Source organism: Romboutsia maritimum (genome assembly GCF_002251085.2).
GTDB lineage: Bacteria > Bacillota > Clostridia > Peptostreptococcales > Peptostreptococcaceae > Romboutsia_B > Romboutsia_B maritimum.
Genome location: NZ_NOJZ02000026.1, coordinates 1 through 22,551 on the forward strand (window position 1 = coordinate 1; position 22,551 = coordinate 22,551).

Genomic DNA, 22,551 nt, shown 5'->3' on the forward strand with positions numbered 1-22,551 from the left:
GTCCTATGGGCCCTGCTGGTTCTCAAGGACTTAAAGGTGAAACTGGTCCTATGGGCCCTGCTGGTTCCACTATTCAAGTTCCTGAAAAAAAATCTAAAACTAAATATGAAAAATATATACCGTCTAAAAAAACACCATATAAAAAATAAATTTTATAATAAAAAAGCTACCCTCAACGGTAGCTTTTTTTATCCCAAATATTTATCTATATACTAGATATCCACTTTTTCACTTCATGATAAATGTCGTTTTCTTTTAAAATTGCCGATATAATAGCATATCCACTACTATTTAATTTTTTTAGTTTATCAATCTTTTTTAAATCAATTCCACCAATTAATACTGTTGGTATATCAATCTTTTTTATAATTTCTTCAACTGTATTTAATTGAACTAATTTCGCATCTAATTTAGTAGATGTTGAAAATATTGTTCCTATACCAATATAATCAGCTCCTTCTTTCTTTGCTAAATTTGCTTCTTCTATAGTCCTTGTAGATACTCCTATTATTTTATCTCTTCCAATTAACCGTCTTACTGAAGGAGCATCTATATCACTTTGACCTACATGAACCCCATCCGCATCGCAAAGCATAGCTATATCAACTCTATCATTTATTATAAGTGGTATATTATATTTTCTAGTTATTTCTCTTAGTTTTTTAGCTTTTTCTAAAAATTCCTTACCTAAAGCATTTTTTTCTCTAAGCTGAACCATAGTTACCCCTGCTTTAATAGCATCTTCAATAGATTTATAAAAATCGCGTCCTTCTAAAATCTGTGAATCTGTAACTAAATATAGTTTTAACACATTTTTTAATTCATTTTTATTTATCATAAAATAATCACCCCATTGAAGTAGACTTTTTAACTATGCTTTTGCTAACTTTTTAAAACTATTTACTGGTAATGAAATAAGAACTATTGCACTAAGTAGCCCTTCTACACCACTACCAGAAAAATTATACACCAATGAATATACTAATGGATTCATTTCTTTTGGTGCATATTGACCAAAAAACAAGTATCCTGATGCTACCTGACATAAAACTGATAATATTACAGCTAGTAAACTTCCCATAAATACTTTATATTTTTTATCCGTTCCACAAATATCACCTAAGCCTAAAGCCATTGGAGGTATTATATAATCTAATAAAATTTGAGCTGGAAACAGTAATGTAGAACCTCCAATCAAAGATATTAATCCAGATAACAGTCCTGTTGTCACTCCAGCTAACCTCCCATATAATGTAGAAACCATTAATATAGGTAACATTGATAATAATGTTATCCCTCCACCTTGGGGGTACTTTATAAATGGTATCATTGATAAAATATAGCTCATTGCACTAAACATTGCCATTATTATCATAAGCTTAGTGTTTATTTTAAATTTTTTCATTTGTATAATATATATCAAAAGTGGTACTACACATATAATAAGCATAATAATATTTTTCATTTATTTATCCTCCTATTTTTTAAATTGTAAAAATTCTATTTTTGCATATTTTTTTAAAGTTTGACTATTCATATTGTAAATATAGTCCATTAATTTAACTTTAAAAGTCCCAATCGGTTTGTTGTCTATGTCTGCTAACTGTCCGCTTAAAGACATAATTAAAATGCCTACAACTGAAGCTTCAATAGAATTTTTCGTACAAGATAATAGACTTCCTATCAAACTAGTACTCATACATCCTGTCCCTGTTATTCCTTTTAGTTTAGATGTTCCATTATGTATTTTGTAAGTAAGTTGACCGTTAGTCACTACATCTACTTTTCCTGTAGCTACCACTATACATTCTAATTTTCTTGCAATTTTCTGTATAATTTCACTTTGGTCATCTTCTTCATCAAAAGAATCTACGCCTTTTCCTCTTACATTAAACCCACCTATAAATTTAATTTCTGATATATTGCCTTTAATAACATCAAATTTTACTTCATTTAAAAGTTTATTCGTAAACTCACTTCTTGCTTTAGTTGCAAATATTCCAACAGGATCTAAAATAACTGGCTTATTGTATTTATTCGCTGCTTTTCCTGCCTTTAGATAAAGTTCTAATAATTGAGAATCCATTGTTCCTATATTAATTACTACTGAATTTGCTATACTTACTATTTCTTCTACCTCTTCATAAGAGCAGCTCATTAAAGGACTAGCACCTATCGCTAAAGTTACATTAGCACAATCATTCATTGTTACATTATTTGTATAATGAAGTACTAATGGATTTTCTTCTTTCACTAAATTAATTAGTTCATACAACTTAAATTTCCCCCTCTACTTTAGTAAATTTATAAAAATGCTGTACAGGACCTACCCCGTGTCCTATATCAAAGCTATATTTAATTGCTTGTGTTATATATTCTTTACTTAGCTTTATAGATTCTTTTATTCCATATCCCAATGCTAGATGAGATGTTATAGCTGAGGATAAAGTACATCCAGTCCCATGTGTATTTTTCCTATCAATTCTTTTACTTTTATATATCTCAAATATATCTTCTCCTATTAAAACATCTATTGCATCTCCATCTAAATGACCCCCCTTCATTAAAACATATTTTGGCCCAAGTTCTAATATTTTTTCCCCAACAATTTTCATATCATCTATGTTATTTACTTTCATACCAGTTATCTCTTCTGCTTCTGGTATATTTGGCGTTATTATATAAGCCATTGGTATTAGATATTTCATTAAATTTTCTTTTGCTTGAGGTCTTAATAATGAATATCCACTCTTTGAAATCATCACTGGGTCTACTACTAAATATTCTAAATTATAATTTTTCAAACTATTTACAATCTCTAATATTATTTCTGGACTAGATACCATTCCTATTTTTACAGCTTTAGGAGTTATATCTTCAAATACAACTTCTATTTGTTTTCTAATTATTTTTTTACTTAATTCTTCTACCTCGAATACACCTTGAGTATTTTGAGCTGTAATAGCTGTAATCACACTCATTCCGTATGTTCCTATTGCACTAAATGTTTTTAAATCTGCTTGTATTCCAGCTCCTCCAGATGAATCTGATCCTGCTATTGTGAGAGTTGGTATTTTATAATTTCTCATATTTATCCCCCCTAAATCAAATTTTTTAACTTTTCGTGCCATTATATTAAAAAATGCTATGCCTAGATTTAGGCATAGCATAGTATTTACATAATATAATAATATTTTTTAAATCATTATATTTATTCCATCTAAAAATGGTTATATTATGCTTTCCTACGCTGGCACTATCCAGATCAGGTACAAGGGTTGGTTTTACCTCTCAGCCTATAGGCACCCCTAGCTATTTTTTTATATTACAAGTTCATTATAGTATATTTAATTTAATTGTCAAGCACTAGTATAATTTACAAATTTATACATTATTCTATAAAATACTCTTTACCATTTTTTAAATTACTTAAAAAATTTGTTGGACTTTCTATAATATCTAACTTTTGCTTTCTAGATAATTTCTTTATATAAATTTCAAGTTTCATTGCATTACTTTTGCTACTCGTCTTAAAGTAAATTTCTAAATTTTTAAAACCTTTCGCTCTCATATACTTAGAATTTATCCCTTTTTTATGCTCTTCTATTCTTCTCTTTATGTCAGTTGTATATCCCGTATACAAAGAGTTATCCTTACATCGAATTATATATGTAAAATACATTTTTTACCTCTTTTAACTAAATTATTTTTAATAATCTTAATTTTATCAAATAAAATTAAGATTTCCAATTATATTTAAATTATATTTTCAAAAAAATACCTAGTAAAAACTAGGTATTTTATGTTAAATTAATTTGATTTATTAGATTTTTCTTCTACTATCTTACATACTATATTTTTTATATCATCTTCACTCATATCTAGTAAACATGAAGATATATCTATATCTTCATATTCATTTCTAGAAGATAACTCCTCTTTGTATCCATTAGCTATTTGTAGTATATTACATTCTTCTCTTGTTTTTTCACTATTTTTCCTAAAAATAGCATTTTCTCCAAATGTACATATTCCTGTCGCTATAAATGCATTCATTATAGTATTTATGTTTATAGCATTAGATTGTACATAACTAAGTACTAAGGCCACAGCTAAAATTATCCATTGTATAATCCAATTTGGTATATTTTTACTAGATCTTAACATCATAGTTAATACAAACAGTATAACAACTAATATTTGAGATGCTGGTGTCATCATAGCTGTCAAATCCATAGTTGTAACACCTCCTACAGTACTGTATGCTTATACTACGATAATTGTTCTAAATTGTTAGTTTTTACAATTTTAGCTGGTATACCTACCACAGTTGCTCCATTTGGTACATCTTTTAAAACAACTGAATTAGCTCCAATTTTCACATTATCACCTATATTAATAGGCCCTAATATTTTCACTCCAGAACCTATAAAAACATCATTTCCTACTGTAGGGTGCCTTTTACCTGTATCTTTTCCTGTACCTCCTAGTGTTGTTCCATGATAAATTGTTACTCTATTTCCTACCTCAGCAGTTTCTCCAATTACAACCCCCATACCATGATCTATCAATATTCCCTCTCCTATTTTAGCGCCTGGATGTATTTCTATTCCTGTTAGAAATCTTCCTATTTGTGACATAAATCTTGCTGTAAAAAATAATTTGTTTTTATAGAAAAAATGGGCTATTCTATAAATTATTAGTGCATGAATTGATGGATAAAGTAAAAATACCTCTATTTTAGATTTTGCTGCTGGGTCGTTTTCCATTATATATTCTATATCTTTATTAATTTTTCTTAGCACTTATATCCCATCCTTTTAATTTTTATTTAATTATGTTCATCGACATATATTTGTCTATTCCATCTGGTGCTACTGTTACTATTTTTTTTCCTGGATACTTTTTAGAAAGCTCTATCGCTCCAAATACATTTGCTCCAGATGATATTCCAACTAATATTCCCTCTGTATTTGCTAATAATCTTACTGTATCAAATGCATCTTCATCATCAACTGTTATTACATCATCGACTAATTTTTCATCATAATTTTTTGGAATAAATCCAGCTCCTATCCCTTGTATTTTATGTGTTCCTGATTTTGCTTGTGATATTGCTGGAGAACTTGTAGGTTCTAATGCTACAATTTTTATATTTGGATTTTTTTCCTTTAAATATCTAGCAACCCCAGTTAAAGTTCCTCCTGTTCCTACACCACAAACAAATATATCTATATCATTTATATCTTTATATATTTCAGGTCCAGTAGTTTTATAATGACCATTAGGATTATCTTCATTTTCAAATTGCATCAAACTTTTATAATTTTTATTTTGTTCTAAAAGTTCATTTGCTTTTTTTATAGCTCCTGACATACCTTCTTTTCCATCAGTTAATATCAGCTCTGCCCCATATGCTTTCATTAACATTCTTCTTTCAACACTCATAGTCTCTGGCATTACTATTATAATTTTATATCCTTTTAATTTACCTACCATTGAAAGAGCTATTCCTGTATTTCCACTAGTAGCTTCTACTAGTACATCTTTTTTATTTAGCTCTCCTTTTTTTTCTAGGCCTTCTATCATTTCATAAACTGCTCTATCTTTTATACTCCCACCAGGATTTGTTTTTTCTAACTTAACGTATACATTAGAAAAACCTAATTTATTTAATTTTAATATAGGCGTATTACCTATTAATTCTAGCGCATTTTCATATATCATAATTTGTTCCCCCTTAAAATTATATTATCAAAATGATAATCATAAATCTATTATATTATTATCATTTTGATAATGCAACCTATTTTTATATATTTAGTTAAAATAAAATATAATAAATGCTATTAATTATGATAAACTTACATTGTAAAAAATTTTAGTTTAGAGGAGTATTAAATATGAAAGTAAAAAGATTGAATGCTGTTCTTGAACAAATGAAAAAAGATAATATAAGTCAAATACTAATAAGTGATCCCACTTCAATTTATTATTTAACAGGTAAATTAATTGATCCAGGAGAAAGACTATTAGTATTATATCTAAACCAAAATGGCAACCATAAGCTATTTATTAATGAACTTTTTCCTTTAGATGATGATTTAAATATTGAAAAAATTTGGTTTAATGATACTCAAAATTCCATAAAAATATTAAGCGATAACTTAGAAAAAAATTCAACTATTGGTGTTGATAAAAACTGGCCTTCTAAATTTTTACTTAGTTTAATTGAATTGAAAAAAAATAGTAAATTCATAAATTCTTCTTACATAATAGACACATTAAGATTGTTTAAAGATGAAGAAGAAAAAGATTTAATGAGAAAAGCATCTTTATTAAATGATGAAGCTATGAAAAAATTAAAATCTATTATTTCTGATAAATTCACTGAAAAACAACTAGTCGGTGAATTATCTAAAATATACGAAAAGTTAGGTGCTGATGGGTTTTCTTTCGATCCTATTATAGCGTTTGCTGCAAACGGAGCTAATCCTCATGGATTTGCTGAAAATAACGTTGTAAAACCTGGAGATGCTGTAATTCTAGATATAGGATGTATTAAAGACAACTATTGTTCTGATATGACAAGAACTGTATTTTATAAAAAAGTACCTAAAAAAGCTCGTGAAATTTTTGAAATAGTTCTAGAAGCAAATAAAAGAGCTATTTCTATAGTAAAGCCCGGAGTAAAATTCTGTGATATAGACAAAGTAGCTCGTGATTATATAACTGAAAAAGGTTATGGTAAATACTTTACTCATAGAACTGGTCATTCTATAGGTTTAGAATGTCATGATGTAGGAGATGTATCTTCCGTAAACACCGATGAAGTTAAACCTGGCATGATTTTCTCTGTAGAGCCTGGAATCTATTTACCAAATGAATTTGGAGTTAGAATAGAAGATTTAGTTTTAGTTACTGAAAATGGCCATGAGGTATTAAATAAACATGACAAAGAATTATGTATAGTAGGATAAATTTTCAAAAGTCTTATATAATCTACCCCTAAGCTGAAAATATAAGTATAATTTAATTTTTATATTTTCAGCTCTTTGATTGATTAATTTATAATTTAAATAAATATTTTTTCACCTAAACTAGCAAATATTTGTAACATCAAAAACGCTTTAACATCTATCTTTTCGCTTCCTTTTAATATTTTTCTTGCTTCTTCTTGTGAAATTAATATTGTTTCTATATCTTCATCATCTTCTAAAAATTCATTACTTATATTACCTTCACATGTACAATACACGAATGCAACTGATTCATCTGTCATACCTGGTGATAAATAAATTTTATTATTACTACTTTCTTCATTTATTTCTAAAAGATTAAGTCCTGTTTCTTCTTTTAATTCTCTACTTACTGTTTCCTCTATATTTTCACCACCATCAACAAGTCCTGCTGGTAACTCATATATATAATTATTTATTGGAACTCTAAATTGTTTTATTATAACTAATTTTTTACTTTCTTTATGAAATGCAGATATAACCACGGCATCTATATTATCTTCTTTATTATTCAAATAAATTTCATCTAATTCTTTTTTGTCTTTTCTAGAAGCTACTATCCAATTTTTATCTTGATTTAATTTATTAGTATATTCTACATCGTATAATCCTACAAAATTTGTTTCTACTAGTGAATTTATTTTTTTTATTCTAGAATTTTTCAAAACTACATTCTTCCCTTCTTTATATAATTTAAATAATTCTTTATATAATAAATATAATATCATATTAAATTCATATTGTTCTTAAATTTGATATTATATTTTTAGCTTTATTCGTACTTAAATTATTTGATGCATATATATAAATGCATTATACTAAAAGAAAAGATTGAACTATTTTAGGAGGATTTATGAATAAATTATTTTTATTTTATATTATATTTATCAATATTTTGGGATTTTCAATAATGTATATTGATAAATTAAAAGCTATAAAAAAACAATGGAGAATAAAGGAATCCACTTTAATTTTAATATCTTTAGTTGGAGGAAGTTTTGGTAGTATTATTAGTATGTATACTTTTAGACATAAGACTAGGCATATAAAATTTACATTTGGTATCCCACTTATTATTTTGCTTCAAATAACTATTATTAACTTAATAAACTAGTTTTATTAAGTTAATAATAAAAAACTGTAGTATATAAATATATTTTATACACTACAGTTTTTTTAATGTAAATTTATCTTTTATCAATTCATAAACTATATTTTTTAATACCTTGAATTGACAATGGAAGCTCTAATTCACATAAATCCATCAATTTTTCATCCATAAGAATATCTTTAGTTAATCCATCTGCTACTATTTTCCCATTTTTTAAAATAATAGTTCTTTCGCAAGTATCTAGTACCATATCTAAATCATGTGTAGCTATTATTTTTGTATAGTTAAATTCATTCAATAGATTAATCAATCGTCTTCTTGCCCTTGGATCTAAGGCAGACGTTGGTTCATCCATTATTAATATACTAGGATTCATAGATATTGCAGTTGCAATAGCTGCTAAATTTTTTTGCCCTCCAGATAATCTATATGGTGCTTTGTCTTTTAAATCTTCAATTCCAACTTTTTTTAATGAATTTATAACTCTATGGTCTACTTCATCTTTATCTAGCTTATAATTTCTAGGTCCAAAAGCCACATCGTCATATACACTAGTAGTAAATAACTGATCTTCTGGATTTTGAAATACAAACCCTATATCTTTTCGTATAATATGAAGATTTTTCTTATTTATTATATTATCATTTATAAATATATTTCCTTTTGTTGGTAAAAGTATTCCTATTAGTTGCAGTAATAAGGTTGATTTTCCTGCTCCATTTGATCCTACAATTCCAACTGATTCTCCTTCTCTTAGAAAAAAATTAATACCTTTTAAAGCTTCATAATTATCTGTATATTTATAGTATAAATTTTCAACTTTAATATTTATTTTATTCATATCATTCCTTTCATTATTATACCTCCAATAAATAATGGTATATTTACTTTACATGATAAAATGAAAAAAATACTCCATAATAATATATAAATAAAATCTTTCATTTTAAATTTTCTTGCATTATCTGTATGAAATTCTCCATCAAAGCCTCTTATAGACATTGCATTATATATTCGTTGTGCTCTATCAAAACTTCTTAAAAGCAGTTGGCCTAGTAAAGAACCCCATATTCTAAAATTTACTCCCTTTTGTTTAGGTGCTCTTAACATATATGCATTATAAATTTGTTCTGCGTTTTCTATAAGAACATAAATATACCTATACGTAAATAATATTTGAGATACAAAAATTTTTGGAATACCTATTCTTCTCAATGACTTTGCTAAATCTTCTATACATGTAGTACAAATTAATAAAACACCTGAAGTTATAGTCAATATTCCTTTTATAATTATACTTATAAATGAAATTAAACCTGCTGTTATAATCAACTTTCCTAGTCTAAAAAAAATAGTCTTATCAAATATAACATTAAATATACCTATCCCAAATATAAATGGTATACCTACAAGTGTTAACTTTATAATTAATGAAAACGGAACATCTCCCAAACAAATTATAACTATTTGATATAATATTAATGGCAATATATTAATCACACTATATTTATTAAAAGATAATATCGTTAATATATATATAATTGTAACTATTAACTTTGATAATGGATTTATTCTATGAATTACAGTATCTTTCTTTCCTAGTGTATCTATACTTTTTATTTTATAAATTGAGTCTGTAAAATTAGACATAATAAAGTCACCTATATGAATTTAATTAGCTTTATGAGATTTTTGTTTTGATTTATGAAGTCCTATTCCAACTAATGCACAAACTCCTAGTGTTATAGCTGACCCAACTATCCCAGAAACTGTAGTACCTACCTCACCTTCACTATCTTTAAAACTATAATCAGGTAAAAATGCTGTTGTCTCTTGTATACCACTTAAAACTTCACTAGTCTTACTATCTGATTTTAATTCTTCTTTTCCTGTAACATTAAATATTGCCCATTCCAATCCATCTGGATTTGAAGATGCAACTAAAGATAAACCTCCTCCTATTATTAATGTAATTACTGCTAAAGTTGTAACTATTCCTTTAAACGTCATTTTACCTCCTTCTTTTTGTTTATTATCTAAAAGCTCTGGTCTAGCATTATATACAAATGATAAAACACATCCTGTAAGTATCCCTTCAACTAATCCTATAGCTAAATGTATCGGTTGCATTAACGCAACAAATGTTGAAAATGGAAGTTCTGAAATTCCCGAAACTAAAGTCTCCATTACTACTCCAAATGCTCCTAATTGAAGTCCTATAACCACTGAAAGAATGGATGATATAAAGATTTTACTTGTAGTGTAATTTCCTTTCATAATTTTCTTATATATTAGAGGGTATGCTATAAAGCAAGCAAAAAATCCCATATTAATTACATTACATCCATATGCTAATAATCCTCCATCTGCAAAAAATAGACATTGAATTAATAAAACTGATGCTATAGTTAAAAAACCAGCTTCTGGTCCTAATAAGGAAGCTAAAAGAATCCCTCCTCCTATATGTCCACTTGAACCAGTTCCTGGTATAGTGAAGTTAATCATTTGTGACGCAAATACAAATGCTCCCATAACCCCCATTAAAGGTATTTTCTTTTCATAGTTCTCAATCTTATAACTGTCTAAAGAATCATTTTTTTCTTTTGAAATTTTTGTAGCACAGTATGCTGTCATCCCTGCTGTTGCAGCCCATAAAGTACCGCCAACTACTGGTGATATTAACGCATCTGCCATATGCATAGAATCAACCCCTTTTTATTTTTATATAATAAAAACCATGAAAACTAGTATTTATTAAATTAAATATACAAGCCTTCATGGTTTGAATTATTATTTAAATATTATTCTTCTAAAGTTACGCTCACATCTTTTATAGTTAACTTCACTATATATGTATCATCCATTACATTTTCAAATGTATAATTAATTTTTCCATTTACTACTTCTACATTAGCTTTATAAAACGCTTTATTAGCACCTTCTGGAATTAACTCTATTTTTACTTTATCTTTTTCTTTTGCATTATTTATATCTGCACTTACTTTTATTTGTGTTTCATCCTTTTCTTTAGAAACAACTAAATTTTTTATTTCTATAGAGTTATTTGGCTTTTCTTTATCTAATTCTTTTAATCTATAATTTGCAATATTTAATCTGAAAAAATCAGGTACTCCTTCAATATCAATTTGTCTTATACCCTTTTCTTTTAAATAAGATATTGCTTTATCACAAATCATTACATCATTTTTTAATTTTTTAATTTTCTCATCTGTATTTAATTTTGCTGCATCTTCTTTACTCTTGGGAAGTTTAGCTAAATTCTGATTAAATGTTATTAATTCACTAATTTCATTTAGTCTTTTTTCAGATATAGATATTCTATTGTACCCCTTTATCTGTTGTAATAATTCATCAGTTACACCTATATTTTTAAGTGTAGTAATTATAGATTCTATATTTTTCACCTTTTTACTTAAATCACTTTTATTTGCTGCTCTTGGTGCTATTTTATTTGCATCAATTTTATCTTTAGGTAATTCAGATAATGATTTTTCTAGTTCTTCAAACTTGTCATTCCACATTCTGCAATCAGATAAAGCTTTAATGAATTTTTCATATCTTTCTTCTTTTTCTCCATCTGCCATGTTAGTAAAGTGATCTAACAAATCTTCTGCATCTAAAATTTGATTATTAAGTGTTTTTAAAAGGGTATTTTTATAAATATCTTTAAAATACTTAGTATCTTGGAATTTATCACTTCTTGCTAACTGAACTTGGTCTGTTAAAACTACTTTATTTACTTTATAATTAAATTTAACTTTATAATCAACTTTTATATTTTTTCCATTTGATATAATAGGAAATTCAACTTCTATTTCTTTATCTTTTAAATCACTTAAATATATAGATTCATAGGATTTTGCTTTTGTCAATTTAACTAATGCTTCATGAATTTGTTTGTTAGTTTTACTATTTGGTTGTGCAATAGCTAAAAGTCCTTTATCTATTACAACATCTCCAATTTTTAAATAGCTTGGATAAGTAGCTCCATCCTTATTATCCTTTTGATAATCTACTAATCTATTTCCTTTTAATATATCTGATAAAAGAGTTGAACCATTAAGTATATTAACTTCTATTTCACGAGTTGCTAAATTTATATTATTATCATAAATTGATATAGAAGCACTTTTACTTCCTGTATCTGTAACATAATCTGGAATAAGGAAGTATTTTACTTCATCAATTATTTTATAGCCTTGATTCATAACTTGTAATCTAGTATTTAAAATAGTATCTCTATTACTATAAGATGATTTAATATCTTCTATATCCTTATTGCTAATACCAAAGGTTCTTGCTGCAAGTTCTGTAGATATACATTTAGACATTAAAGCTTGTACTTGACTTACATTTTCTAATTTATCAGCTTGTTCTTGTACTTCTGGTAATTCATTTAATGCACTTTTATATGCATTAATTTTCATTTTTCCTATTTCATATTCTCTTATTGAATAGTTTATTTTATCTGTAGCTTTTCCTATTTCTCTTTCTGTTGATTTATCATTATCTATTACTGTTTGTGCATAATCTGCATTATCAGATACTGTATTGTACAAAGATTTTAGATATGCACCCTTCTCTATATTTCTAGCTTTTTTTACTAATTCTTTTAATGTTTGTTTATTATTTTTTTGTATATGTTCTAATTCATCTTGAGCTTTTTTTAGAGTCTTATATGCTTCATTAATTTCGTCATGTGTTGAATTCTCTTTTGCTACAGCTCCCATAGCTTTATTCATAGCTTTTGCTAATCTAGATTCTGATTCTTCTGTATAATATCCAATTGGCAATTTTTTGTATGTTCTAATTTCTCTATTTAACATATCTTTATTAGCATTTTCTGATGTGAAATTAATTGTATATTTTTCTCCTTTATATGTAGCATAAATAGATGTCCCTATAATATCATTTAGATATGTATCTGAAATTGGATTTGTCTGTGGAGTACAATCAGAAACAGATTGCTTTTGGGCTAATTTTGCAAATGCATAAAGTATATTTCTTTTTCCTGTTGCACTAGTAATTCCCATACCTGAATCAGAACCACTTGGCTCAGGTATTATATCAATATTTGCTATATTAAGCTTATCTGGTTTAAAAAGTGGTGGATTACCAAATTCTCTTATATATTCTCCTAAATGATGTCCATCAAATATTTCTCCTATTCTTTCATTTTTTATAACATTTATATTTATAGTATTTTTATCTTTAAGACTTACATCTGCATAACTTCCTGCTCCATCTTCTCTTATAAATCCGAACATATAGTCAAATTCGAATAATATTCTATCAATTTTTGATAATGCATACCCTATTCCATTATAATTCTGTAATTTTTCAATTTCTTCATTTTTAGTTCCTTCTCTTTGAGCTTGCTTAGTAAGTAATTTTGCATCGTTTACAGTTTTAAGTAGCTTTTCCTTGTCTTCAAAGCCTGATGCATCTAAACTAGTTGGTAATGATAAAAGCACTTCTTGAAGAGTTTCTTTTTCTTGTCCTATAAAATATTCACTTGATTCTAAGCTTTGATCTTTAATTGTAACTTTTCCAACATATATTCCATCTTCAACATCTTTAAATATATGTGTTACTTTTCCATTTTTTAAAACTTCTTTAGCTGTATATTTAGGATTTTGGGAATTTTTTGTAAATAATTCAATTTTAGCATTTTCAACATCTTTAGCATTCTCAATATCTGATGATATTATTATTTCATTATATTTACTTCCTTTGTTTATAGTAATATTCTTTAAATAAATAGATGGTTTTACATCTGGTTTTGATGATGATTCTGAAGATGAGCTACTTGAATGGTGACCTGAACTTCCTGAACTTCCTGAACCACTTGAATTATTTGAACTAGATTGATTTAAATAACCTTTTTCTACTAATAGTTTATTTATTTTCCCATTGTTTGTTATTGATCCATTAGGCATGTTTATAATAACTGTCTTTGTATATTTTCCATATAAGTTTAAAGTTATTGACTTGTCAGTTTTTATATTTAATTCCTCATTTACATCTGATTCTGGTTTGAAATTTATAGTATCATTAGCGTTTGACTTATTTATTGCTTCATTTAATTCTTTTATATTTTTAACTTCATATACTTCTATTTCTTGGTCTTTTCTTAATTCATTAAATGCATTTTCATTGCCTTTTCCACCAATTTGAGTAATTTGTTCTAATGATTTAGTATTTAATAAACTTTTTTGAGAAATATCTAACTTATTTCCAACTAATATAACAGGAGATTCATTTTTAGCTGCTAGTACTCCTACTGCTAATGCATCTATTAGTTGGTCTTGTTTTACCATTCCATTCTTAGCTAAATAAGCATTTTTTAATTTAGTACTTTTATAAAATTCTTCTACAACCCTTGCATTCGTTTCATTTCTATCTATTCCGCCTAATCTTTTTGAGTTTGGTAACTTATTTTCAATTTCTTTAGATATTACAGATTCTCCACCTATAATATATGACTGTTTTATTGATTGTGATTTGATAAATTCATCTGCTACCTTAGTTCCCTGCTTTTGGTTTGATAGTATTATAGGCATGTCATTTTGAGCTGCTGGTGAACCTACACTAACTGCATCTGCTAATCCTTTTTCTCCATTTACTATAGCTATTTGAGAGATTTTTTTAGTATTATTTAACTTCTTAGCTAATTCTAAAGATGTTAAATATCTATCTTCTCCACAAATTCTTTCTATACTAATTTCTTCTTTTTTTATTTGATTTTCTAAATCTTCATCTAAAACTGAAGTTCCACCTATTAAATACGCTTTTTTTACCCCTAATCTTTTTAGTTCCTCTTTTGTATTGCTATCTAATTTACTTTTATTAGTCAGTAATATAGGTATATTTCTCACCTTAGCAAATGGTGTTGCTGATAAAGCATCTGCTATAGATTCATCATTTACTATTATTACTTCACTTGAACTTGACCACCCCTGTGTACTTATTTTTATAGCTGTCTCAAATCGACTCTCTCCTACTAAGCTTGCACTACTTAATTTAATTTCCTGTGCATTTAATTTTGTCACAGATAGCGACCCTACAGCTAATGTTATAGTCAATAAGGCTGCTATTTTCTTAGGTAAATTCATAGTCCCCCTCCTATTTTTACTCAAATTTTTATACTTAATTACTTTTTAGTGCAAAATAAAAGGTCAGAAGTTTAAGCCTTCTGACCTTTATAGACATCTTCAGATATCATCTTTTATTATTTTCAACATAAGTGTAGCATTTTGTATTTTTTATGTCAATTCAATAATATAGATTATTTATTTAATTTTTATGGTTCAATAAGACCATATTTAATTTTTATTCTATCAAGCTTTTCTATCATTGGCTGGGATATTACAAATAAAAAGAAAACTGTAGCTATTGCATGAACCATATCAAAAGGTATCCCAGATATATATGTAGCTATTAATGCATTAAATGTAAACGTTGATGAAAACATTAATAATGAAGCTGTATTCATTATTAATCCATATATACAAAATGTAGATATCCCCCCAAATATACAAAGTGTAAGTTTATGTTTCTTAAGCTTACCTTTTTTAAATAAAATACCTGCAATAAATCCAATTATTCCAAAGGAAAACATCTGCCACGGAGTCCATGGGCCTTGTCCAAAGAAAAAGTTTGATACAAATCCTGACACTGCCCCTACTAAAAATCCTGATTCAGCCCCTAAACATACACCTGAAATAATCACAATTGCAACTACTGGTTTAAATTGAGGTAACATGAAAAAGGCAGCTCTCCCAGCCACAGCAATAGCTGACATTGTAGCAATCACTATAAGTTCCCTTGCTTGTGGCTTTCTATTTTCAAATACCATTACAAAAGGAATCATTGTATATACAACTATTAACATACTTATAAAGTAATATTTTCTGTCATTTAAAAAATATACTCCAAACAATATTGTCGCTGGTATTACTATCAATATGAGTATAGTAGCTAAAGTAGTTCTTTTGCTTAATTTATCAAACAATATTGTTGCTGCTTTTACTATCAATTTACGTATGGTATCTAAAATCTTTCTTTTGCTTAATTTGCTGTCCTTTGTCTCAATTGATTTTTGTTCACTTTGCATAGTTTAATCACATCCTCACAAGTTATAGCATTTTCAAATTTTTGTCTACACATCCTATTAGCTACTGTAGTATAAAAATTATTTCCCGAGAAAAACTTCTTAGGTGTGTTTATAGTTACTATATTTCCATCAAAGAATAATGCACATCTATGAGCATAACTTGCACAAAATTCAATATCATGACTTACCATAATTACAGTAACACCTTTTAATAAAAGCTTTTCTATTATTTTAGCAAATTTAATTTTAAAGCTAGCATCAAGGCCTTTTGTAGGTTCATCTAACATTAAAATCTTAGGCTCTAATAATAATACCTTTGCTAATGCAGCTCTTTGTTGCTCTCCTCCACTTAAATCATATGGATGTTGAGACATTAAATCCTCTATTTCAACTAATTTAGCTATTTTACTTACTTTTTTATTTCTTTCATCCTTGCTCATTTTTAACTTAGGTAGCATTTCATGTAAATCTAATTCAACTGTCTTTTTAACAAAAATTGATTGTGGGTCTTGAGGAAGTACCGCTATATTATTTTTAAAAATTTCTTTATTGCTATATTTTTTTATATCTTTACCAAACAGTTCTATTTTTCCTCTATAAGGTTTATTAATTCCACTTATAAGTGATAAAGTCGTACTTTTTCCTGTACCATTTCCACCTACAATACAATACAATTCTCCCTTATGTATATCTAGACTTAAATCTTTTATAACATCTAATGAATTTTTTTCATATTTAAACCATATATCTTTCATTTTAATTACAAATTCTTCTTTTAGATTTATATTTTCTTCCTCTATTGATGTAATAGCAATATCATCATTTTCAAATAATTTATCTATCCATTGCCTTCCTTCCTTAACATTTATAGGACTTTTTAAAGAATTTTCTACCATAGATGATATCCTTATTGGAGAAGGCATTGCATTAAACATCTCATGATTTAATTTTTTTATATTTTGACCTACAATTCTAGGTTCTCCGTTTTCTATAATTTTTCCATTATCCATAACTATCAATTTATCAGCCATAGGAAAAACTTCTTCTAAATCATGTTCTGTCATAATAATAGTTACTCCAAGTTCTGTGTTTATTTTTTTAATAGTCTGTAAAAAATCACTAGCTGCTATTGGATCTAATTGAGAAGTTGGTTCATCTAAAATTAATACTGATGGTTGCATTGCCATTATTGATGCTAAATTTAAAAGTTGTTTTTGTCCTCCTGATAACTCCGTTACATTTTTCATAAACCAAGTTTGTATTCCAAAGAAACTTGCCATTTCTGCAACTCTAAGTCTTATAGTTTTATTATCATATCCTAAACTCTCAAGCCCAAATGCTAGTTCATGCCAAACTTTATCTGTTACAATTTGATTTTCAGGACTTTGAAGTACATATCCAATTTTAGATGCTTGATTTCTAGTATCTACTTCATTTAATACTTTAGACTCAAAATAAATTTCTCCTGTTCTAACTCCATGTGGTGTTAACACTGTTTTTAAATGCTTTAGTAAAGTACTTTTCCCACATCCTGATTTCCCACATATAACTACAAATTCTCCCTGATTTATACTTAAATTAATATCATCAAGAGCATATTTTTCACTTAATGGATATTTAAATGTTAATTCTTTAATTCTAAATGTTTCCATTGAATTTCCTCCTTAAGGTCAATAAATACTGGCATTAAACACAAGCATGTATATGACGTATATACTAATATGCTAAATCCATTTATAGGTACTGCTTTTATAGCTGGAAAATATACTATAGTATTTTCACCTTTAAAAGCACCTAGCATTACAATTAGAGTAAATATTACCATCATTGCAAACGTCTTTTTATCTCTATCATCAAATCTAAAATTAGAAAAACTTGTACGCCCTTTTAAGCCATATCCTCTAGATTTCATGGAATCAGCAGTTTCTATAGCATTTTCTAAAGCCCAAGTTGTCATTATGGATAATATTTTTATTCCATTTTTAGCCTTTTGTATGATATTTCCATTAGTTACATCTCTCCCTATACACTTTTGTGCATTTGAAATCACTTTTATTTGAGCTTTATATTTTGGTACAAATCTTAAAACCATAGAGATAATAAGAGATAGTCCTGGAATAACTCTTCCAAATAAATAAATAAATTTATCTGAAGACATCACCGCATTGTAACAGGAAAACCATAAAATAACTGATATAAACATAATTGATGCTGCTATTCCATATACTATCGATTCTAATGTTAATGGATTTCCAGTTTTAAAATAACATAAGATAGTCACCCCAGCATGACTAAATGCTGGGTTGATTACAGCTGCAAATATTAAAAGAGGTATCATATATACAATATTAAATTTAATAGCCTTTCCTCCGTTTAAACTTACTGAGTAAATAAATGAACATATAAGTGAAATAATTAAAAATATTGGATGCATAAAAAACATACTAAATAAAATTACAGATGTAAAATAATAAAAATTAACTATGGGATGGTAAGATTTAAATGAGTTTATCATCTATTTTCCTCCCATCCATTCGCATCCAACATCTCTACCTAAATCACAAGTATAGTTCCATTCTATAACATCCCCATCTTTTAATTGGTATCTACTACATCCATAATTTGGGTACCATCCATTTACTTTATACATCCATCCACTTAATTCTCCTCCGTCAAATTCATATAAATTATGAATCCCTTCTATGTAATTACTGTTATATATTGGAGTCATTGAAAATTCCATATGAATTTTATTTGCTTTTACTTCTCTTAAAAGAACATCAAATACAGATTCATTTTTATGAAATTGTACTTTTTTAGTTGGATAAATTACTCCATCATTTGGTATCATCTCACCTTTTCCATTTGATATTGCAACTTTTCTATTTTCAGGTTTTAATAATGTATCACATCTTATTGATAATGTACAATATCCTTCTACTTTATTTTTATCAACTTCATTTCCTGATTCATTCCATTCAACAGGTTTTGGTTTTCCTTCAGGTATTGGATCTGTTAAGTATTTATCCTTTCCGTCTTTATTAGCAACTCCTTTATATGTGTTTATTCCTAATTCTTTCTTTAACTCAAGGCTTTCTTGTTTCTTTTGTTCTAATGTTTTTTTACTATTATCTTCTACATTCTTTGAGCTACTTTTTCCTTTAATCTTTTTATTATCATTGTCTATAGCATCTTGTTTAGGATCACTAGCAGCTATATAAAATTTACCACTTCTATCTTTAACACTAAAATTTATAATAGTGCTATCTCCTGTTTCTATTGTTGCCCCACATGCTTTCGTTATAGTTTTTTCTGACTCATTATATTTATATATATCTGCTGAAGAACACTTCCATTTTTTATTTAATGTTATAGACAAAGCTGTATTTGAATTTAATTCCTTTTCTTCCTTAAAAGTAAATCCTTGTACTAAATCGGATTTACTTTGTTTTTTTACTTCTTCTAAATTTTTATCTTCAGGATTTACTATTAAATTTATATCTTCAGCCTTTTTTATATCACTCCCTATAAACATCCATTGATAACTAAATTCATTATTTTTTCCATTAAACATTGCCATTTCTTTGCTATTCATTAACTTTTTAAATATAGATGTTTCTATAATTCCATCTTTTGGTATATCATTATTTAACGAAACGCTTTTACTTTTACTTTCAGAAATATTAACAAGCTCTTTTTTACCACAAGCTGTCAGTGGCAACATAAAAATTACAATAAATAAAATTAATAATTTCTTTATTTTTCCCCTCATAAAAATCTCCCCCATACATATTATTGAACTGCCACTTCACAGCCATTAATCTTTAATGTTTCTTTAATTGCTGAAAGACTTGTATTATCTTTATCTCCATTAACTGTTGCAAATATAGCATCTTTCAAATCTAGCTTTAATATATCTCCTACCTTTACACCTTCCTTTAATTTGAAACCTAATCTTATAACTGAATTTTTTGACTTATTATCAAATCCATCTTTATTATAAGCAAATCTGCCTGCTGTCATATCAACATACATAGCATTTATCTCTGAACTATTATTAGAAGCTTCTATGTCACATTTCCAAGTTGGAACGCTAAAGCCATCTGAGCTACTTTCACCATTTCCATAAGTTTTCATAGTTCCATTTTTAATACCTGTAAACTCTAATTTATTTTTATCAAAGCTAACACTAATACTAGCTGCTGGGTATATATTCGGTGGTAATGATGATAAAGTAACATCTACATCAAACTCCTCTTTATTGTTAATATTTATATCTTTCGGAGGTATAAGGTTAAGAGATGGTACTTCTAAAACTTCTTCTTTTTCTTCTTGAAGTGTTGAAACAGTACTTTCAGTTTTATATGATTGTATTTTTTTAACTGCTGTTATAACTCCTATTAAAATAGCTAAAATTATTAGTGCTCCTATAATTTTTTGTCTTTTAGAAGCATTTTTTATTCTTTCTAACATAAAATTCCCCCTCAGAATTTAGCTGAATAATTGTCTCTCATCTACTTTGAATTTACACTTTCTACTTTATTTAAAATATTACACTCTTTATTGCTTAAATATTTGTCTATAATCCCTATTACATCTATATTATCTACTTTACAGTCTCCATTATTATCCATAGATATTGCTTCCTTTTCTTTTACTTTATCTATTTTTTTTAATACTACTGAAACTGTATTTAGTGCATCTTGAGCATTAATAATATTATCACCATTAACATCTCCAAAAGTAATATTTTCAGATGCTGTATTTTTATTAAATTTGTATTTATTTATATCATTTAATGCGTCCTTATTTATTCCCTTGTCAAATAAACCTATGTATGTTGGCACTTGATTTTTATTTGATAATTCATTAGAATAATACATTAAAACATCATTATTAAACTTAACTTGTGGTGTAGCTTTTTCATTTGCAAATTGTACATACACAACTTGTTTGTTATTTCCAACTAAACATTCTTCTTTAATTTCATATAAGATATTTGATACTACAGGAGATGTAGTTTTATTTGTAGATGATTTAACTGATGATTGTATTTTACCTTTATATGAATTTTTATCATCTTTTTTATTGCTAACTTGAGTTTTATTTTCTACCTTTCCTATATTTATTTGAGAATCTGATATTTGACCAGTATTTAAACTTGATTTAGCATCCGTCATATCATATAACTTATTTTTTCCTTTAACAAATCTATCATATGCTACAATTGCATACATACCTTGATCTGTTGCCATTGCGTCAATTTCTTTATCTAAAACATGTTTAAATCCTCCACCATCTACGTAAAACTCCATTATCGCAGGTATTATCCAATTTCCATCTTTTTTTATAAATCTCTCGTCCTTTGCTGGATCTATTCCAAGTGCAGTCAATGCTACTATTACTTGTGCTATACTTTCACTGTTTATAGTTCCCCAACTATTATATCCACCATTATCTAATTGCATTTTTGATAAAGCATTAAGCGCTCTATCTATGTATGGTTTTACCTTTGGACTATCTTTATATTTTGCTAATGACTGAAGTGCCATAGCTGTTATATCTGGATCTGGTACATTCCCCATTAAAGCCCAGCCACCTTTTGTTCCATCCTTTTTAGTTATTTCTCTTTCTAATATATAATCTATTATTTTATCTCTAGTACTCTGAACTTTTACTTCTTTTACAATAGGTATTTCATAATTATTTGTATCTAAAGCTATTAAAGCAAATATAGGACCATTTATACCTTGTTTTATCACTCCCTTAAAATCAGCTAACTTTTCTAATAAATTATATCCACCTACATCTGTTACATCCTTTCCAATAGATGTAAGTCCTAATATAACCCTAGAATATTCAGTGTATTTTATTCTGTGTAAATTACCATTACATTCTTTTAATTTTTTTACTACATTATTGTAGTATTTATCATAAAATTCTTGCGGTACTTTATATCCTGCTCTTGCTAATGAAAGTATTGTCCATTCTCCACTAAAAGTTCCCACCCCAGGATCTGGTGTATTTTTATACATCAATGCTCCTGTTTTGTTTATAGCTGTATTTACATCTGTTTTTGGTTTTACTAGTGTTTGTGCAAATAACGTTTCAATACTTCCTAAACACATACTAATCGTAATAACTGTTGCAAGAAAAATTTTTATTAACTTATTTTTTTTCTTCAAAACACCTACTCCCCCTTCTCTTTTTAATCTCACTTGTTTTTTAATAAATACCTTATATTTATATATAAATTTTTTTGTATATAAATATAAAATATTTAT

Annotated in this window: 21 protein-coding genes and 1 riboswitch; of the genes, 2 read left to right on the forward strand and 19 right to left on the reverse strand. The window is 27.3% G+C overall.

Going from position 1 to position 22,551, the window contains the following annotated elements; genetic code table 11:
* Positions 1 to 205 precede the first annotated feature (205 nt).
* The 8 genes from thiE to cysK form a co-directional block, all read right to left on the reverse strand.
* Positions 206 to 838, reverse strand: coding sequence for a thiamine phosphate synthase (gene thiE / locus CHF27_RS11445; RefSeq protein WP_095405529.1), 633 nt, complete (start codon positions 836 to 838; stop codon positions 206 to 208).
* Between the two features lie 33 nt (positions 839 to 871).
* Positions 872 to 1,465 (reverse strand): energy-coupled thiamine transporter ThiT, encoded by a 594-nt coding sequence (gene thiT / locus CHF27_RS11450; protein ID WP_095405530.1) that lies wholly within the window; start codon positions 1,463 to 1,465, stop codon positions 872 to 874.
* 12 nt (positions 1,466 to 1,477) lie between these two features.
* On the reverse strand, positions 1,478 to 2,275 hold the full coding sequence (thiM, locus tag CHF27_RS11455; RefSeq protein ID WP_095405531.1) for a hydroxyethylthiazole kinase: 798 nt from the start codon (positions 2,273 to 2,275) through the stop codon (positions 1,478 to 1,480).
* Between the two features lies 1 nt (position 2,276).
* Positions 2,277 to 3,089, reverse strand: a complete 813-nt coding sequence (gene thiD, locus CHF27_RS11460) for a bifunctional hydroxymethylpyrimidine kinase/phosphomethylpyrimidine kinase (RefSeq protein WP_095405532.1) — start codon at positions 3,087 to 3,089, stop codon at positions 2,277 to 2,279.
* A gap of 136 nt (positions 3,090 to 3,225) precedes the next feature.
* A riboswitch (TPP riboswitch) is annotated at positions 3,226 to 3,320 on the reverse strand.
* A gap of 71 nt (positions 3,321 to 3,391) precedes the next feature.
* Positions 3,392 to 3,682: a GIY-YIG nuclease family protein gene (locus tag CHF27_RS11465; protein WP_095405533.1), complete on the reverse strand. Its 291-nt coding sequence runs from the start codon at positions 3,680 to 3,682 to the stop codon at positions 3,392 to 3,394.
* 128 nt (positions 3,683 to 3,810) lie between these two features.
* Entirely contained in the window at positions 3,811 to 4,236 is a 426-nt protein-coding gene (locus tag CHF27_RS11470) for a phage holin family protein (RefSeq protein WP_095405534.1), read from the reverse strand.
* A 35-nt stretch (positions 4,237 to 4,271) separates the two neighbouring features.
* The gene (epsC, locus tag CHF27_RS11475) at positions 4,272 to 4,805 is read right to left on the reverse strand and encodes a serine O-acetyltransferase EpsC (protein WP_095405535.1); all 534 of its coding nucleotides are present in this window, start codon (positions 4,803 to 4,805) and stop codon (positions 4,272 to 4,274) included.
* Positions 4,806 to 4,827: 22 nt separating this feature from the next.
* Positions 4,828 to 5,727 (reverse strand): cysteine synthase A, encoded by a 900-nt coding sequence (cysK, locus tag CHF27_RS11480; RefSeq protein ID WP_095405536.1) that lies wholly within the window; start codon positions 5,725 to 5,727, stop codon positions 4,828 to 4,830.
* 176 nt (positions 5,728 to 5,903) lie between these two features.
* On the opposite strand from cysK, the gene CHF27_RS11485 reads away from it, so the two are divergent.
* Positions 5,904 to 6,980 (forward strand): M24 family metallopeptidase, encoded by a 1,077-nt coding sequence (locus CHF27_RS11485; RefSeq protein WP_095405537.1) that lies wholly within the window; start codon positions 5,904 to 5,906, stop codon positions 6,978 to 6,980.
* Positions 6,981 to 7,075: 95 nt separating this feature from the next.
* On the opposite strand, the gene CHF27_RS11490 is transcribed toward CHF27_RS11485, so the two are convergent.
* Positions 7,076 to 7,684 (reverse strand): NUDIX hydrolase, encoded by a 609-nt coding sequence (locus CHF27_RS11490; protein WP_243445005.1) that lies wholly within the window; start codon positions 7,682 to 7,684, stop codon positions 7,076 to 7,078.
* Between the two features lie 188 nt (positions 7,685 to 7,872).
* Here CHF27_RS11490 and CHF27_RS11495 point away from each other — a divergent pair, with 188 nt between their 5' ends.
* Positions 7,873 to 8,133, forward strand: a complete 261-nt coding sequence (locus CHF27_RS11495; RefSeq protein WP_095405539.1) for a DUF1294 domain-containing protein — start codon at positions 7,873 to 7,875, stop codon at positions 8,131 to 8,133.
* A gap of 88 nt (positions 8,134 to 8,221) precedes the next feature.
* Here the strand turns inward: CHF27_RS11495 and CHF27_RS11500 are convergent, their stop codons facing one another.
* The 10 genes from CHF27_RS11500 to CHF27_RS11545 all read right to left on the reverse strand — a co-directional run bounded on the left by CHF27_RS11500 (position 8,222) and on the right by CHF27_RS11545 (position 22,452).
* Entirely contained in the window at positions 8,222 to 8,971 is a 750-nt protein-coding gene (locus CHF27_RS11500) for an energy-coupling factor ABC transporter ATP-binding protein (RefSeq protein WP_095405540.1), read from the reverse strand.
* On the reverse strand, positions 8,968 to 9,780 hold the full coding sequence (gene cbiQ / locus CHF27_RS11505) for a cobalt ECF transporter T component CbiQ (RefSeq protein WP_095405541.1): 813 nt from the start codon (positions 9,778 to 9,780) through the stop codon (positions 8,968 to 8,970). The genes CHF27_RS11500 and cbiQ overlap by 4 nt, the downstream gene beginning before the upstream one ends.
* A 21-nt stretch (positions 9,781 to 9,801) precedes the next feature.
* The gene (locus tag CHF27_RS11510; protein ID WP_095405542.1) at positions 9,802 to 10,830 is read right to left on the reverse strand and encodes an energy-coupling factor ABC transporter permease; all 1,029 of its coding nucleotides are present in this window, start codon (positions 10,828 to 10,830) and stop codon (positions 9,802 to 9,804) included.
* Between the two features lie 101 nt (positions 10,831 to 10,931).
* On the reverse strand, positions 10,932 to 15,266 hold the full coding sequence (locus CHF27_RS11515; protein ID WP_095405543.1) for a cell wall-binding repeat-containing protein: 4,335 nt from the start codon (positions 15,264 to 15,266) through the stop codon (positions 10,932 to 10,934).
* 188 nt (positions 15,267 to 15,454) lie between these two features.
* Entirely contained in the window at positions 15,455 to 16,267 is an 813-nt protein-coding gene (locus tag CHF27_RS11520; protein ID WP_095405544.1) for an ECF transporter S component, read from the reverse strand.
* Entirely contained in the window at positions 16,222 to 17,919 is a 1,698-nt protein-coding gene (locus CHF27_RS11525; protein WP_095405545.1) for an ABC transporter ATP-binding protein, read from the reverse strand. The genes CHF27_RS11520 and CHF27_RS11525 overlap by 46 nt, the downstream gene beginning before the upstream one ends.
* Positions 17,892 to 18,782, reverse strand: a complete 891-nt coding sequence (locus CHF27_RS11530; RefSeq protein ID WP_095405546.1) for an energy-coupling factor transporter transmembrane component T — start codon at positions 18,780 to 18,782, stop codon at positions 17,892 to 17,894. The genes CHF27_RS11525 and CHF27_RS11530 overlap by 28 nt, the downstream gene beginning before the upstream one ends.
* Positions 18,783 to 20,039: a DUF4430 domain-containing protein gene (locus tag CHF27_RS11535; RefSeq protein WP_243445006.1), complete on the reverse strand. Its 1,257-nt coding sequence runs from the start codon at positions 20,037 to 20,039 to the stop codon at positions 18,783 to 18,785.
* Positions 20,040 to 20,059: 20 nt separating this feature from the next.
* Positions 20,060 to 20,740, reverse strand: coding sequence for a hypothetical protein (locus CHF27_RS11540; protein ID WP_095405547.1), 681 nt, complete (start codon positions 20,738 to 20,740; stop codon positions 20,060 to 20,062).
* 41 nt (positions 20,741 to 20,781) lie between these two features.
* Positions 20,782 to 22,452, reverse strand: a complete 1,671-nt coding sequence (locus CHF27_RS11545) for a hypothetical protein (protein ID WP_115976184.1) — start codon at positions 22,450 to 22,452, stop codon at positions 20,782 to 20,784.
* Between the last annotated feature and the right edge of the window lie 99 nt (positions 22,453 to 22,551).

Excerpts from the sequence above, each read along its gene's own strand:
- CHF27_RS11525 (WP_095405545.1), bottom strand. The coding sequence starts at position 17,919 with ATGGAAACATTTAGAATTAAAGAATTAACATTTAAATATCCATTAAGT.
- thiE (WP_095405529.1), bottom strand. The coding sequence starts at position 838 with ATGATAAATAAAAATGAATTAAAAAATGTGTTAAAACTATATTTAGTT.
- CHF27_RS11485 (WP_095405537.1), top strand. The coding sequence starts at position 5,904 with ATGAAAGTAAAAAGATTGAATGCTGTTCTTGAACAAATGAAAAAAGAT.
- CHF27_RS11500 (WP_095405540.1), bottom strand. The coding sequence starts at position 8,971 with ATGAATAAAATAAATATTAAAGTTGAAAATTTATACTATAAATATACA.
- CHF27_RS11520 (WP_095405544.1), bottom strand. The coding sequence starts at position 16,267 with ATGCAAAGTGAACAAAAATCAATTGAGACAAAGGACAGCAAATTAAGC.
- CHF27_RS11535 (WP_243445006.1), bottom strand. The coding sequence starts at position 20,039 with ATGAGGGGAAAAATAAAGAAATTATTAATTTTATTTATTGTAATTTTT.
- CHF27_RS11530 (WP_095405546.1), bottom strand. The coding sequence starts at position 18,782 with ATGATAAACTCATTTAAATCTTACCATCCCATAGTTAATTTTTATTAT.
- CHF27_RS11465 (WP_095405533.1), bottom strand. The coding sequence starts at position 3,682 with ATGTATTTTACATATATAATTCGATGTAAGGATAACTCTTTGTATACG.
- thiT (WP_095405530.1), bottom strand. The coding sequence starts at position 1,465 with ATGAAAAATATTATTATGCTTATTATATGTGTAGTACCACTTTTGATA.
- cbiQ (WP_095405541.1), bottom strand. The coding sequence starts at position 9,780 with ATGTCTAATTTTACAGACTCAATTTATAAAATAAAAAGTATAGATACA.
- CHF27_RS11510 (WP_095405542.1), bottom strand. The coding sequence starts at position 10,830 with ATGCATATGGCAGATGCGTTAATATCACCAGTAGTTGGCGGTACTTTA.
- CHF27_RS11470 (WP_095405534.1), bottom strand. The coding sequence starts at position 4,236 with ATGGATTTGACAGCTATGATGACACCAGCATCTCAAATATTAGTTGTT.
- CHF27_RS11515 (WP_095405543.1), bottom strand. The coding sequence starts at position 15,266 with ATGAATTTACCTAAGAAAATAGCAGCCTTATTGACTATAACATTAGCT.
- thiD (WP_095405532.1), bottom strand. The coding sequence starts at position 3,089 with ATGAGAAATTATAAAATACCAACTCTCACAATAGCAGGATCAGATTCA.
- CHF27_RS11540 (WP_095405547.1), bottom strand. The coding sequence starts at position 20,740 with ATGTTAGAAAGAATAAAAAATGCTTCTAAAAGACAAAAAATTATAGGA.
- cysK (WP_095405536.1), bottom strand. The coding sequence starts at position 5,727 with ATGATATATGAAAATGCGCTAGAATTAATAGGTAATACGCCTATATTA.
- CHF27_RS11495 (WP_095405539.1), top strand. The coding sequence starts at position 7,873 with ATGAATAAATTATTTTTATTTTATATTATATTTATCAATATTTTGGGA.